The organism is Silvibacterium dinghuense (assembly GCF_004123295.1).
GTDB lineage: Bacteria > Acidobacteriota > Terriglobia > Terriglobales > Acidobacteriaceae > Silvibacterium > Silvibacterium dinghuense.
On record NZ_SDMK01000001.1, the window covers coordinates 2249388 to 2264134 of the forward strand.

At 62.5% G+C, this 14747-nt stretch carries 10 protein-coding genes; 7 read left to right on the forward strand and 3 right to left on the reverse strand.

Annotated features, from left to right (window positions below; genetic code table 11):
- Window positions 1–2: 2 nt before the first annotated feature.
- The 3 genes from ESZ00_RS08920 to ESZ00_RS08930 all read left to right on the forward strand — a co-directional run bounded on the left by ESZ00_RS08920 (window position 3) and on the right by ESZ00_RS08930 (window position 6079).
- Window positions 3–542: a hypothetical protein gene (locus tag ESZ00_RS08920; RefSeq protein WP_129207736.1), complete on the forward strand. Its 540-nt coding sequence runs from the start codon at window positions 3–5 to the stop codon at window positions 540–542.
- 161 nt (window positions 543–703) lie between these two features.
- A complete protein-coding gene (locus ESZ00_RS08925; RefSeq protein ID WP_229741060.1) occupies window positions 704–3382 on the forward strand; it encodes a glycoside hydrolase family 3 C-terminal domain-containing protein in 2679 nt (892 codons plus the stop codon).
- A 180-nt stretch (window positions 3383–3562) separates the two neighbouring features.
- Window positions 3563–6079, forward strand: a complete 2517-nt coding sequence (locus ESZ00_RS08930) for an amylo-alpha-1,6-glucosidase (RefSeq protein ID WP_129207737.1) — start codon at window positions 3563–3565, stop codon at window positions 6077–6079.
- Window positions 6080–6101: 22 nt separating this feature from the next.
- Here the strand turns inward: ESZ00_RS08930 and ESZ00_RS08935 are convergent, their stop codons facing one another.
- Window positions 6102–6368 (reverse strand): hypothetical protein, encoded by a 267-nt coding sequence (locus ESZ00_RS08935; protein ID WP_129207738.1) that lies wholly within the window; start codon window positions 6366–6368, stop codon window positions 6102–6104.
- A 115-nt stretch (window positions 6369–6483) separates the two neighbouring features.
- Window positions 6484–7578, reverse strand: coding sequence for a redox-regulated ATPase YchF (gene ychF / locus ESZ00_RS08940; protein ID WP_129207739.1), 1095 nt, complete (start codon window positions 7576–7578; stop codon window positions 6484–6486).
- Window positions 7579–7764: 186 nt separating this feature from the next.
- On the opposite strand from ychF, the gene ESZ00_RS08945 reads away from it, so the two are divergent.
- From ESZ00_RS08945 to hpnI, 3 genes are all read left to right on the forward strand, one after another.
- Window positions 7765–8991 carry an ABC transporter permease gene (locus ESZ00_RS08945; protein WP_129207740.1) on the forward strand — a complete coding sequence of 409 codons (1227 nt, stop codon included), beginning with the start codon at window positions 7765–7767 and terminating at the stop codon, window positions 8989–8991.
- Window positions 8992–9018: 27 nt separating this feature from the next.
- Entirely contained in the window at window positions 9019–10281 is a 1263-nt protein-coding gene (locus ESZ00_RS08950; protein WP_229741061.1) for an ABC transporter permease, read from the forward strand.
- Window positions 10282–10380: 99 nt separating this feature from the next.
- A complete protein-coding gene (gene hpnI, locus ESZ00_RS08955) occupies window positions 10381–11553 on the forward strand; it encodes a bacteriohopanetetrol glucosamine biosynthesis glycosyltransferase HpnI (protein WP_129207741.1) in 1173 nt (390 codons plus the stop codon).
- Between the two features lie 110 nt (window positions 11554–11663).
- On the opposite strand, the gene ESZ00_RS08960 is transcribed toward hpnI, so the two are convergent.
- Entirely contained in the window at window positions 11664–13400 is a 1737-nt protein-coding gene (locus ESZ00_RS08960; RefSeq protein ID WP_129207742.1) for a glycosyltransferase family 39 protein, read from the reverse strand.
- A 193-nt stretch (window positions 13401–13593) separates the two neighbouring features.
- Here ESZ00_RS08960 and ESZ00_RS08965 point away from each other — a divergent pair, with 193 nt between their 5' ends.
- On the forward strand, window positions 13594–14670 hold the full coding sequence (locus tag ESZ00_RS08965; RefSeq protein ID WP_129207743.1) for a Rieske 2Fe-2S domain-containing protein: 1077 nt from the start codon (window positions 13594–13596) through the stop codon (window positions 14668–14670).
- The last annotated feature ends 77 nt before the right edge of the window (window positions 14671–14747 follow it).

Sequence of the window (14747 nt, forward strand, 5' to 3'; positions counted from 1 at the left end):
CGATGCAGCGCAGGATGGTATGGGCGGTGGTGTTGACGGCGGGAATGGCGGCTGTGAGCAGCCATCCTGCGCTGTCGCAATCGGCAGACGATCCTGCGCTGAAACATCGCGACTCCACCGCCGGACAGGTGCCGGTGGCGAAGCAGAAAGTGGGCGTCTCCACGCTTCCCGACGATGCCTCGGGGGAGTTCGAGATCGATGGCCGAGGCTCAACGGTTGAGATCACACTCGAGAAAAGCCGTGTGAGTGGTTATGTAACGAAGATGGGGGATGAAGGCAGCGATAAGGATGTGCCTGTCACCTTTTTCTTTACGGAGGCTACCGTCTCCGGACACCGCATCACCTTTTCGACAAAGAAGGTGCATGGGCGCTGGTTTTCCTTCGAGGGCACCATCGAACGTGGCGATCCGCAGACGCCACGCGATCAGAATGGCTACTATCGCCTGCTGGGCACGTGGACCACGCATGAAGATGTGGGCAATCAGCAATTTCATGAGCAGGTGAGCTACAAGTCCACGCCGCGAACGGGCGACGATCGTTAGAGCTCCGGCTGAGGTCGTGTCTTCGGTTCTTATGCGTACAACGTAAAATCGATTTAATAGCCAGAGCCGCGGCAGAAGTGTGCAGGCGTAGACTCGTCTCTGCGCAGAGACGGCTGCATGCACTGCAGCCTGCGCAACAGAGAGACATTGAAGGGATCGCGATGAAGTCAGGATGGTTGCATTGGGGCGGGGTGATGCTCGGCCTTGCTGTGCTTGGTGGTACCGGTGCGTGGGGGCAGTCGGCACTCCCTTATCAGGACACGAAGCTGCCGATTCAGCAGCGTGTCGACGATCTGGTTGGGCGCATGACGCTCGACGAGAAGGTCGGGCAGATGGTGAACGGCGCGCCCGCGATCCCGCGTCTCGGTATTCCGAAGTACGACTGGTGGAATGAGGGACTGCACGGCGTAGCCCGCTCCGGGTATGCGACGGTCTTTCCCCAGGCCATGGGCATGGCGGCCACGTGGGATACGCCGCTGCTCGGCGAGATCGGAACCACGATCTCCACCGAAGCGCGCGCCAAGTACAACCAGGCGATGCACGATGATCTGCACAGCATCTACTTCGGGCTGACGATCTGGTCGCCGAACATCAACATCTTCCGCGATCCGCGCTGGGGCCGCGGGCAGGAGACCTACGGCGAAGATCCGTATCTCACCGGCAGGCTCGGTGTCGCATTTGTGCGCGGCCTGCAGGGCGACGATCCGAAGTACCTGAAGGTTGCGGCAACGCCGAAGCACTTTGCCGTGCACAGCGGACCGGAATCGACGCGGCACAAGTTCAACGCGCAGCCCTCGGCGCACGATCTTGCGGATACGTATTTCCCCGCGTTTCGAGCCATGGTGAAGGACGCCGATGCGGCCTCGATCATGTGCTCCTATAACGAGGTCGACGGCGATCCAGCGTGCGGAAACAAGATGCTCCTCCAGCAGACGCTGCGTGAGGACTGGGGATTCAAGGGGTACGTCACCTCGGACTGCGGCGCGGTGGATGACTTCTTCATGTCCTACGGCCATCACTATTCGCCGGATGCGGAGCACGCTGCGGCCTCTGCGCTGCTGGCCGGCATGGACCTGAACTGCGGCAATACCTACGAGGTGCTGACCAAAGCAGTGAAGGACGGGCTGGTGCCGGAGTCGGCCATCGATACCGCGGTAAAGCGCGATTTCACGGCGCGCTTCAAGCTGGGAATGTTCGATCCGGCAGAAGATGTGCCCTATAACCGCATCCCTTTCAGGGAGGATGACTCCGCCGCGCACCAGGCACTGGCGCTGCGCACGGCACGCGAGTCCATGGTGCTGCTCAAGAATGACGACAGCTTTCTGCCGCTGAAGCCGGAAGGAAAGACCATCGCCGTCATCGGGCCGAATGCCGCATCGCTCATCGCGCTCGAGGGCAATTACAACGCGGTGCCTTCGCACCCGGTGCTGCCTGTCGACGGCCTGCGCGAGGAGTTCCATGGCGCGAAGATCCTTTACGCACAGGGCTCGAGCTATGCTGCCGGTCTTTCGGTCCCCGCGCCGCGCACACTCTTTCATCCTTCCGATGCTGCGGCGGAGGAGGGCCTGAAGGCGGAGTACTTCGCTTCGAGCGATTTCACCGGCAAGCCCGTGGCGACGCGCGTCGATGCGCAGATCGATTTCGATTGGAACGGCACGCTCCATCCGCTCGCGGGGCTGGATGGCAAGGCCTTTTCAGCACGCTGGACGGGCACCATCACGCCGCCTACGCCGGGCGACTACACCTTCGGCGTGTGGCTGGCCAACTGCTATCCCTGCGGCGATCGCGAGCATTATGTGGTGAAGCTAGATGGGAAAGAAGTAGCAACCTTTACTTCCAATGAAAAGGAAGAGGCGCGTGACAGCCACACGCCGGACTTTCACCTGAACTTCACCGACACAAAACCGCATGCGATCGAGATCGAATACGCGCACAGCGCGCCGCTCTTCGGCGCGGGGCTTACGCTCACCTGGCAGCCTCCGGTCGAGGCTCTGCGTGCGCAGGCGGTGAAGGTGGCGGAGAAGTCCGATGTGGTGGTGGCCTTTGTCGGCCTCACTTCGAATCTCGAAGGCGAAGAGCTGCAGGTGCATGTGGATGGTTTCGCCGGTGGCGACCGTACCGATATCCACCTGCCGAAGGAGCAGCGCGATCTGCTGGAAGCACTGGGTGCGACGGGCAAGCCCCTCGTGGTGGTGCTGATGAATGGCAGCGCGCTGGCAGTCGACTGGGCGCAGCAGCATGCCAGGGCGATCCTCGAGGCCTGGTATCCGGGAGAAGCCGGTGGCACGGCGATTGCCGAGACGCTGGAGGGCAAGAACAATCCGGCGGGACGCCTGCCGGTGACCTTCTACGCCTCGACCGATCAGCTGCCTCCGTTCGATGACTATGCGATGAAGAACCGTACCTATCGTTACTTCACCGGGACACCGCTGTATGGCTTTGGCTATGGCCTGAGCTATACGCACTTTGCGTATTCCGATCTGCAGCTTTCAGCGGAGAAGCTGAACGCGGGAGACACGCTGAAGGTCTCGGCCGAGGTGAAGAACACCGGCAGCCGCGAGGGGGATGAAGTGGCCGAGCTCTATCTGACCCCGCCGAAGACCGATGTCTCGCCGATTCATGCGCTCGAGTCGTTTCAGCGTATTCACCTTGCTCCGGGTGAGAGCCGCCGCGTCGAGTTCGAGCTTTCGCCGCGCCAGCTGAGCCAGGTGGACGACAAGGGCAATCGCAGCGTGGATGCCGGGGAGTATGGCATCTTCGTCGGTGGTCAACAGCCGGAAGAGGGCAAGGGCATCTCGTCCACTTTCCACATTGCCGGGCAACAGGCGCTTCCCAGGTAAGCGGTCTCCCTGACAGGCTCTGGCCCCATGAGCGGCGACGGCACGTAAGGTGCTGTCGCCGTTTTGCGTGGGAGGGCTTGCGGCAGAGCCCCGCGCATGCAGCCGGATCGGCTCCTCCTGCAGCAGAGGTTTGGCCATCCCGGCAGTTTGCTTTGTATGCTTGCAGTGGGTGATTTTCTGATGCTGAAAGCAGTTCTGTATCCTTCGTTGTTTCTTGCCGGCGCGCTTGCCTCCTCCTTCGCTTCCGGGCAGACCTCTGCTCTCCCTGCTCCAGACAATTTTGTAAGCTCGACCCCGGCTGGCGGGCTTTCCATTGCGCGGGAAACCGTGGCGGGCAAGCCTTTTTCCGTGCTTGGTCCCCGCGGCGCGCTGCTGGGTGAGCAGGACGGCAGGTATGAGGCATGGATCTTTCCCTGGAAGATCTTCAGCGGCATGCGCATCACGGCGAATATGCAGGACTATCCTGTGCCGATCGATGTAAACGATCATGCGGCATGGATCGATGTCCAGCCCGAGCGGACGATCATCACCTACTCCCATGCGAACTTCACCGTGCGGCAGATCATGGTCGCGCCGAAGCAGGCTACCGACGGCGCAGGGGTGAATGTCTACTACCAGATCGAAGCGGTGCGGCCGATGACGCTGACCTTCAGCTTCGAGCCCATCATGCAGCGGATGTGGCCGGCGATGTCGGACGACAAGCCCTCGCCGGAATGGGTGGTGACCCAGGGCGGGTCGGGCTACTACATCCTGCACGGAAACACGCCGGAGTATGCCGGAGCATTGGCCATGCCCGGAGCGGAGTCGGGCATTCTACCGCCTTACCAGGAGCGGGCTGCGGCGTGGCCTCTGCAGTTTGTGCTGCACTTCGATCCGAAAAAGGATGCGGGCAAGCTCTTTCCGCTCTTGATGACGGTAGCCAGCGACGCGAATGCGGCGACGAAGGAAGCGCTGGGGCAGAAGCTCACGGCGCTCGACGCTTCGGCTTCGGCTGACTATCGCGCGAATGCGGATTACTACCGGAAGTTTGTCGATACGCATGCTTCGCTCGACTCACCCGATGCGAACCTGAATGCAGCGTTCTCCTGGGCGGAAGTGGCGATCGATCAGCTGCGCGTGCTGAGCATGGATCGGAAGGAAGAGGCGCTGACGGCGGGCTTTGTCGGTTCGGGCGATGCGGCGCGGCCGGGCTTCGGCTGGTTCTTCGGGCGCGATGCGCTGTGGTCGCTCTACGCGGTGAACAGCTATGGCGATTTCGATACGACGAAGCGCGAGATCGAGTTCCTGCTTCATCGCCAGAGCCCCGAGGGCAAGATCATGCATGAGTGGTCGCAGACCGCCACGCTGGTCGATTGGAAGTCGTTGCCCTACGAGTATGCTTCGGCGGATGCGACCGAGCTGCTGCCCATGGCAATGGACGATTATCTGAACATCAGTGGCGACGCGGCGTTCATCCGCAGCCACTGGGATCAGATCGCGAAGGCGTGGAGCTTCGAGACCTCGCACGATTCGGCTGACGGAATCTACAACAACAGCCAGGGCTCGGGCTGGGTTGAGTCGTGGATTCCTTCGATGCCGCAGCAGGAGATTTACATGGCCGCGCTCGACGAGCAGGCGAGCCTTGCGTTCTCGCGGCTGGCCGAGGCGACCGGGCACGGGGATCTGGCCGCGCAGGCCAGGGAGCGCGCAGGGAAGATTCGCGCGACCATCGAAAAGGAATACTACCTGCCGGAGCAGAAGTTTTACGCCTTCAGCCACAATGCCGACGGCACAACAGATAACACCGCAACCATTTTCCCCGCGGTCACGTGGTGGGACGGCGATGCCGCGCTCGCGCAGCCGCAGGCGATGCTGGACCGCTGGGCGTCCGCTGAGTTTTCAACCGACTGGGGCACGCGCATCCTCAGCGACAAGACCAGCTTTTACGATCCCATCAGCTATCACCAGGGTTCGGTGTGGCCTCTGTTTACGGGCTGGGTATCGGTGGCGGAGTACCGCGCCGGGCGTCCGCTCTCCGGCTATGCGCACCTGATGCAGAACGCAAACCTGACCTGGGCGCAGGACCTGGGCGCGACGACGGAGCTGCTCTCGGGGCAGTTCTACCAGGTGCTTGGACGCAGCACCGCGCATCAGTTGTGGTCCTCGGCGATGGTTGTGTCACCGATTCTCCGCGGCATGTTCGGTCTTGGCTGGAACGCGGCCGATCATACGATCTCTGTCGCGCCGCAGCTGCCGGCGGCGTGGGATCATGCCACGCTGCGCAACCTGCCGCTGGGCGAAGGGAAGGTCGATCTCAGCTTCACGCGCCGTGGGCAGACGCTGCTGGTTACGGCTTCAGGCTCGGCGGGCGTGAAGCTCATCTCGCCGGTTGCAGGCGCAAAGGTGGCAGGTGCGACGGTGATGCTGCCGCTGCCGGCCGTCGAAGCCGGAATCCGCTCGGAGCTGCCGCCCTTCGGCGACGAGACGCGCCAGTTGAAGGTGCTGAACGAGGAGTGGAGCGGCCATACGCTGACGTTGACGCTTGCCGCGCAGAGCGGCAGCACGCAGCAGCTCGATCTGCGCGTCAATGACCTCAAGGTGAAACCTGCAAGCGGGGATGCGAAGATCGGCGAGGAGAAAGATGGGGTATATCCGCTCAGCGTGCCGTTCTCGGGCGGCGACGGATATGTAACTAAAACGGTGACGATTCGCTGGTAGACATTCGATTACGGCCGGGGCGTCAAGCCTTGCGCTGGCGCTCCAGGGCATCCAGCCGTGCGTCATGCCGGCCAAGCGTGCGGTAGAACTCCTTGATATCGTTGCGGAGTTCATTGATCTGGGAGGTGAGGTCTGCCCTGAGACCATCCACTTTGTTATCGATTTTGCTATCGATCTTAGTGTCCAGTCCTTCGATCTTTGCGTCCAGGCGGGAGTAATCCTGGCGGTTGAGCAAAATGCCCACCAGCACAACCAAGGTCGGGACCATGATGGTTAAAGCGGTTTGCACAACGCGATCCTCCGGGCTTGCTGTCATTCTAACGCGTAAAAAGGCGTCCGAAGCGAATTCGGACGCCTTCCCTCCAGCTTTGGGACTCGTTCGTAATCTGGACTCGTGTGCCGAATTACACGTTGAACTTGAAGAAGAGGATGTCGCCGTCCTTCACCACGTACTCCTTGCCTTCGGAGCGCAGCAGGCCCTTTTCCTTCACAGCCTGCTCGCTGCCCAGCGCGAATAGGTCGTCCGAGGCGTAGCAGTCGGCCTTGATGAAGCCGCGCTCGAAGTCGGAATGGATGACGCCGGCGGCGCCGGGGGCCTTGGTGCCGCGGCGGATGGTCCAGGCGCGGACTTCCTGCACGCCGGCGGTGAAGTAAGTGATGAGGTCGAGCAGCGTGTAGGCCGCGCGGATCAGGCGGTTGAGTCCCGGCTCGCTCAGACCCATGTCGGCCAGGAACTCGAGGCGCTCTTCGGGCTCGAGCAGGGCGATTTCGCTCTCCAGCGCGCCGCAGATGCGGACTACCTGCGCGCCTTCCTCCTTGGCCCGCTTTTCGACGGCCGCGGTGTGGGCGTTGCCGTTCGCGAGCGCGGCTTCGTCCACGTTGGCGACGTAGAGCTGCGGCTTGGCGGTGATGAGAAAGAGCTCGCGGGCGATCAGCTTCTCTTCCGGCGTGAGTTCGACAGTGCGCGCGGGGCGGCCGGCGTTCAGTGCTTCGAGCAGCTTGTCCAGCACTTCGAGCTCGGCCTTGGCCTTGGCATCCTGCGATTTCGCGGCGCGCTCGGTGCGGGTGCGGCGCTTCTCCACGGTGTCGAGGTCGGCCAGCAGCAGCTCAGTGTTGATCACGTCCATGTCGCTCAGCGGATTGACGCCGCCGGCCACGTGGATGACCTCATCGTCCTCGAAGCAGCGCACGACGTGCGCAATGGCGTCGGTGGCGCGGATGTGGCCGAGGAACTGGTTGCCGAGGCCTTCACCCTTGGAGGCTCCGGCGACGAGACCCGCGATGTCGATGAACTCCATCGTGGTGGGGACCAGGCTCTTGGGCACGATCAGGTCGGCGATCTTCTGCAGGCGCTCATCGGGAACGCTGACGACGCCGGTATTTGGGTCGATGGTGCAGAAGGGATAGTTGGCCGCCTGGGCCTTGGCCGAGGTGAGTGCATTGAAAATGGTGCTTTTGCCGACATTCGGCAGTCCGACAATTCCGCAGTTCAGAGGCATCGATTCTTCCTTCTCTTTTATTGAATCATGGGCGGGAACTGCCGGAACGGCGGGTGCGTATCCTTTCTGAGAAGCCGGGGCAAGGTGTGCCCGGAAGCCGGTGTATGCCCGTTGCTACACTGCTTCTACCCGGAGAGAACAGGATGACGCATCCGGGATGTCCGATTCAGGCCTGCGAGTGGCGAGATGAATTTTAAAGAAGCGATGAAAATGGCGCTGCAGTCGCTGTGGGCCAACAAGCTGCGGTCGGTGCTCACGCTCATCGGTGTGGTCATCGGTGTTTCGTCGGTCATCGCCGTCATTACCCTCACCAACGGGGTGAACAAGTTCGTCGCGACCAAGGTGTATGGCTACGGTGCGGATGTCTTTACGCTGACCAAGCAGTCCCCGGTCATTTTCAGCTACGAGCAGTGGCAGAAGTACCAGAAGCGCAAGAAGCTGACCCTCGAGGATTACAAGGCCATCGAAGCCGGCTGCCGCAGCTGCCAGCAGGTGGGTGCGCTGCTGAGCAACAGCGGCAAGGTGGTCTACGGCAACCACTCCAGCAACAACACCGATATCCGCGGCTGGACATGGAACATGCCGCAGATTTCCAACATCAACATCGTGCTCGGCCGCAGCTTCGTTCCCGCCGACCAGGACTACGGCACCCGCGTCGCCATTGTCGGCTACGACATCATCGATAACCTGATGCCGAACGGCGATCCGCTGGGCAAGGAGATCCGCGTCGACGGCGAGCCGTACACGATCATCGGCGTGGGCGAGCGGCAGGGCAAGACGCTCGGCGCGAGCCAGGACAACTATGTCTCCGTGCCCATCACCGCCTATCAGCACACCTATGGCACGAACGACAGTGTGGATATCTATGTGAAGGCAGGCGCGGTGGGCCCGGTGCTTCAGACTGCGTCCGATGAGGCGCGCGTGCTGCTGCGCTCGCGGCGCCACGATGCGCCGGGCGCTGAGGACAGCTTCGAGCTCTCGACGAACGAGACCTTCGTGGGCCTGTGGAAGAGCATCAGCTCGACCTTCCTGTTTGTGGTCATTGGCATTGCGTCGATCTCGCTGGTGGTTGGCGGCATCGTCATCATGAACATCATGCTGGTCTCGGTCACTGAGCGGACGCGCGAGATCGGTGTGCGCAAGGCGCTCGGCGCTCGCTATCAGGACATCCTGCTGCAGTTTCTCATCGAGTCGGGCGCCATGTCGCTGCTGGGCGGCATCATCGGCATTGCGGTCGGTGCGGGCGTGGCCCAGTTGGTTACCCTGCTGGTCGGTTTTCCGTCCGAGGTCGCGCTCTGGTCGGTGTTGCTGGCTATCGTCGTCTCTGGGGGCATCGGCGTATTTTTTGGTGTGTATCCGGCGCGGCGGGCGGCGATGCTCGACCCCATCGTTGCGCTGCGGTCGGAGATGTAGCCTTCAAGGCAGAGTGAGGAAAAAGAGATGGCTATGCGATTCGGCAGCACGGGAGAATCGGTCCGGATGGCGCTCGAGACGGTGCGCACCAACAAGCTGCGCTCCGGGCTCACCATTCTCGGCATTGTCATCGGCGTATTGACGGTCATCACCATCTCGTCGATCATCAGCGGTCTCAACAACAATGTGCAGAGCTGGGTCGACTCGCTCGGCTCGAATGTGCTGTGGATTTATCACATGCCGGTGATCGGCGTGCAGCCGACGACAGAGATGCTGGCCCGCAAGAAGATGACCTATGAGGACGCAATGGCCATGCGCGACCTTCCGCATGTCGTGGCCTCGAACGCCGGCGTCCGGCACGTGAACCCTATCTTCCAGGTGGGTGTGATTGGCGTGAAATATGGCACCAAGAAGGCGCAGGGCACCATGCTCGAAGGCGACACGACCTCGATCGCGGACGTCTCGAGCCTTACCTTCATCCAGGGCCGCCTCTTCACGCAGGGTGAGGATGACCGTGCTGCCAATGTCGTGGTGCTCGGGCACGATACGGCACAGAAGCTCTTCAACAATGACAACGCCATCGGTAAGGAAGTGGAGATCGAAGGCGATCTCTTCACCGTGATCGGTGTTGTCGACAAGCAGAAGCAGGTCTTCGGGGGCGGGGATAATCCGGAAGACAACAAGGCGATCTTCCCCTATCGCACCTTCAAGAAGCTGCATCCGGAAGACAAGGACCTGTGGTTGAGCGTGAAGTACGACGATCCGAAGAACCGGCCGCTCGTCGAAGACGAGTTGCGCGAGCTGTTGCGCCGCCGCCGCAATGTAAAGGTCTGGCAGCCGGATAACTTCGAAATTTTCGCGCCGGATTCGATCGCGCGCCTGTGGAATCAGCTGACCGGCGGCCTCGCCATCTTCATGGTCGCGGTCTCGAGTGTCGGTCTCATGGTCGGCGGTGTCGGCGTGATGAATATCATGCTGGTTTCGGTCACCGAGCGGACTCGTGAGATCGGTGTGCGCAAGGCTCTGGGCGCAACCAAGCGCAATATTCTCGTGCAGTTCACGACGGAGGCCACAACGCTCTGTGCCATCGGCGGTGTGATTGGCATCATCGGAGGAGCGATTATCACATTGCTCATCCGCCTGGTGATCTCCGCGCTGCCGGCTACGATGTCGGCTACCTGGGCGATCATCGGTTTCACCGTATCGCTGGCGATCGGGCTGGTCTTCGGCATTTACCCGGCGTGGAAGGCGGCGACGCTCGATCCGATTGAGGCGCTCAGGTACGAGTGAGGGTGTAGGGGATAGCTCGGGCTTGCCGGTGCGAAGGATGCCGGCTACGGTGAGGACCTGGCTACACCCTAAACCCTATCCCCTATACCCTGTTCTTACATGCTCCTCGCCGCCATCCTCGCTTCCCTGACAACCATCCTCACCTTCGCGGGACTCTTCTACTCCATCGTTGCGCTGTGGGGTGCGCGCAATTTCATGCGCCGCTGGCGTAAGCCGGAGAGTTTTGCGCCGCCGGTCAGCATCCTCAAGCCGGTGAAGGGCTTTGACCCGGGCATGTATGAGGCCTTTGCCAGCCATTGCCGCCAGCAGTATGCGGGCGACTATGAGATCCTCTTCGGCGCGGCCAGCATCGACGATCCGGCAGTGGCGGCCATCGAGCGGCTGAAAGCCGAGTTCCCCGAGCGGGAGATCCGCCTGGTGCTCTGTCCCGAGGTGCTGGGGCTGAACGGCAAGATCAGCAATGTCATGCAGATTGCGGCCCAGGCGCGGTACGACTATCTGCTCGTGAATGACAGCGATATCCACGTGTCGCCGCGCTATCTCGAGCGCATTGTCAGCGGCTTTGCGCATGCGGGCACGGGCAAGAATAAGGGCAAGACGGTGGGCATGGTCACGGCGCCGTATCGCGGCCGCTCGCATGGGACCTTGGGCTCGAAGCTCGAATCGCTTGGTATCAGCACGGACTTTTTCCCTGGCGTGCTCACGGCGTTGTTGCTCGATGGCGAGATTCGCTTCGGCCTTGGTTCGACGCTTGCGGTCTCGCGCGAGGCGCTCGACGCGATGGGTGGCTTCGCGCCGCTGGTCGACTGTCTGGCCGACGATTACGAACTGGGCTTCCGCATCGCGCAGGCTGGTTATGTCGTGGAGTTGAGCCATGAGGTCGTAGAAACCTCCGTCCCTGCATACCATCTGCGCGGCTTTATGGATCACCAGCTGCGGTGGGCGCGCGGCATCCGCGATTCGCGCAAGGCGGGATACATCGGACTGCTCTTCACATTCGTGCTGCCGTGGGCACTTCTGAATGTGGTGGCGCAGGGCATGAGTCTGCCCAGCCTGGCGCTGCTCAGCCTCTCGCTGCTGGTGCGCGTCACCGTCGCGCTGGCGATCGGTGTCGGTATCCTCGGTGATCGTCAGGTCCTCCGCGACCTGTGGCTGCTGCCGTTGCGCGATCTCACTGCGCTCTGGATCTGGGCATGGAGCTTTGCCAGCAACACTGTTACGTGGCGCGGATATCAGTTCACGCTGCGGGATGGGAAGCTGGAACGGCAGTAGGGAAGCGGTCAGGCGCAAGAACGGTCAGAGATAAAACGGCCAGTGGCATGATCGCCGCTGGCCGCTTTTGTGCCTAACTGCTGGCCCGCTTTATCCCTGACTGCTGCTCTTCAGAACGTCGCTCCGCCGTTATTCGGCTCGTTGCTCACGATCTCGCGGCCGCCGTCGCGCGCGATGACGTAGCTTTCACCCGGCAGTTGCGGCATCGACTCAGGCGAGGTCCAGAGAAAGACGCGGCCCGGTCCGTCCCATAGCTTGGCCAAGGCATCATGGTCGACGAAGACCGGCGGCGCATCGGTGGCCAGCGAGCCGGGAGCAAGATCGCCTGCGGGCGTCGAAAGAATCTGGATTGGCTGCCGGAGGTAGAAGCCAAGCGCTGAGGCGTCTTCGTAGCGCCCGTCGATAATGACCGCGTCGCCTTGTTCGACCTCGGGCCGGATTGCCAGGGCGAGGATGGCCGAGGAGAAGACCGGCGAAAACGTATTGAGTGCGATATGCGCAGCGATGAGCACAAAGGCCATCATGCCGGCGAGGAAGCAGTTCGCGAGGCGTGCCTTGCCCCGCAGCCGCAGGATCAGATTGGCTGTTACGCCCACAGCTACCGCCGCGGCGAAGATCAGCAGCGGAATGCGGAAGGCGCCCATCGAGGCGAAGGTGAGATCGCTCAGGTAGTCGAAAAACTGCTGATGCTGACCAGGGTGGAGGTGGAGCAGCGTGGCGATATCCACTGCGAAGCCGGGAAAGGGGGCGCGCAGCGCGAGGACCACCGCGGTGACGGCCTTGATGAGTCCGGCGACGAAGAGCACCCACGCAACCACGCGGCCATAGCGCGAAGGCGCGGCCTCTTCGGCAGCGAGCCATGTCGCGCCGAGAATGGCGAAGGGCGGGAGCGCCGGCAGCAGGGAGAACTCATGGCGCTGAAAGATGCTGAACCAGACCACGGTCACACCCAGCCACAGCGTGAGCAGCAGCAAGCCCTGTTTGCGGCAGTCGAGATGCGCGGTGCGGTTGAAGAGGCCGCGCGAGAGGCGGCTCAGGCCGGCAAGCGAGAAGAAGGTCCAGGGCGCCAGCCACAGCAGCAGGAAGTCCCAGAAGAGCAGCAGCGGTGTCGTGGCCGGCCGCGGAATCGCCGAGAGGTAAGGATGGTGAGGGTTGGCGTAATGTGCGAGGATTCGCCAGGGCAGCGCCGCCGCGCAGAAGACCAGGATGATGACCGCAGGATGCCACCGCCGCAGATGGGCGAAGTTGCGCGTGAAAAAGAGGAACAGCAGCGCGATAAGCACCGGCAGCAGTGCGCCTGCGATACCCATGGTGAGCGAGCCGAGCGCGCAGGTCAGCGCGAAGCCGATAGCCGTGCGCAGTGTGGGCGTGCGCAGCGATCGCCAGAAATAGAAGAGTGCGGCCGTGATCCACAGTGTGCACAGCAGGTGTGGAAAAAGCAGGTGCGCGAAAAGGAAGATACCGCTCGAAGTAAGCAGGATGAGCGCGCCGTAGAAGCCGGCGACCGGCGTCAGGCACATGCGCGAGGCCAGCGAGAGCGCGAGCAGGAAGAGCGCCAGCGCGGCAAAGGCCAGCGGCAGGCGCGCCGCCCAGTCGGTGACGCCGAAGACGCGGAAGCTCGCAGCGATGAGCCACGTGGGCAGCGGAGGCACGGCGAAGGAGCGGACGCCGTCGAGGTGCGGAGTGATCCAGTCGCCCGAGGAGGCCATCTCTCGTGCTGCCTCAGCCTGCAGCGAGTCAGGTCCGTCGAGCAGCGGCGGTTTGACCAGCGAGAAGGAAGCGTAGAGCAGAACCCAGAGACCGAGCAGAGGGAAGACAAAACGCTTGGCCGTTCGCAGACTGTTCATCGAGACCTATCCTTTGAGGACGTGCTCTGCGCAGCGAGCGGCGCACGGGCCCGTGGGGATTGTCCCAGTCCTGCAGGTCTGGTCCCGGTGGGCATTGCCCGATTATAGAGAACCCAAGGCTCGTCCGGCAGTGAGGTACCGCACCACGGCTGCGCGAGACTTGGGTGAGAATAGAGAGGTGCAACGCGTGAACATGGTGACCCTTCCTTCGATTCCGGCGACGACGCTGATCTACAACGATTGGTACCCCGCGATGCGCAGCGATCTGCTGCGGGGCAAGAAGATGCAGGCCGTCATGCTGATGGGCATCCCCATGGTGCTGGGCCGGCGCGAGGATGGAAGGATCTTCGCCATGCGCGATGCCTGCCCGCACCGCGGCATCCCGCTCTCCGACGGCTGGTTCGATGGGAAGAACGTGACCTGCAAGTATCACGGATGGGCCTTCGAGCCCTGTTCGGGCCAGTGCACGGCGATCCCTTCGCTGACCTCGCAGGATACGCTCGATCCGAACAGGATTTTCGCCGGCGCGTTCCCCTGTGAAGAGCGTGACGGCTATGCCTGGGTCTATGTGCCGGAGCCAGGCTCGGGGCGCGTGCGCGCCGGTGCTGACCTGGTCCCGGTGCCGGAGCTGCCGAAATTCAGCGAGCGCTTCCGTAGCGCGTGGCTCACCGCCGACCTGCCCTGCAATGTCGACCATGGCATCATTGGCCTGATGGATCCGGCGCACGGACCTTTCGTGCACCAGAGCTGGTGGTGGCGCCGCGCAGCCTCCATCCACGAAAAGGAAAAGCATTTCGAGCCCATCCCGCAGGGCTTCCGCATGTCGGCTCATGCGCCCTCCGGCAACAGCGCGCCCTACAAGCTGCTCGGAGTTTATGGTGAGCCGATCACCACGACCATTGATTTTGTGCTGCCCAACCGCCGGTATGAGACGATCCGCTGCGGGCCGAAGTGGTTCTCCAGCCTCACTACGGTGACGCCGACCACGGCCAATGCCTGCCGCATCGATGTCTATGCGGCGTGGAATGTCTTCTACCACGTGCCCTTCGTGCTGCCGGTCGCGAAATTCTTCGGCAAGCGCTTCGTCGAGCAGGACCGCCTGACGATGGTGCAGCAGGCCGAGGGCCTGCGCTGGGAGCCGTCGCTGATGCTGATCGACGATGCCGACCGCCCGGCGAAGTGGTACTTCGCGCTCAAGCAGGCGCGGCTCGATGGCCAGCCCGAGCGCCATCCCATGAGCGGCCCGGTCACGCTGCGCTGGCGCAGCTAGCTGCTTCGCACAGGGCGAATCGCCTTCGGCACCCGCTCCCGTTGGTCGCGGCGCTAACCGCGCTGCACTCCGCCTTC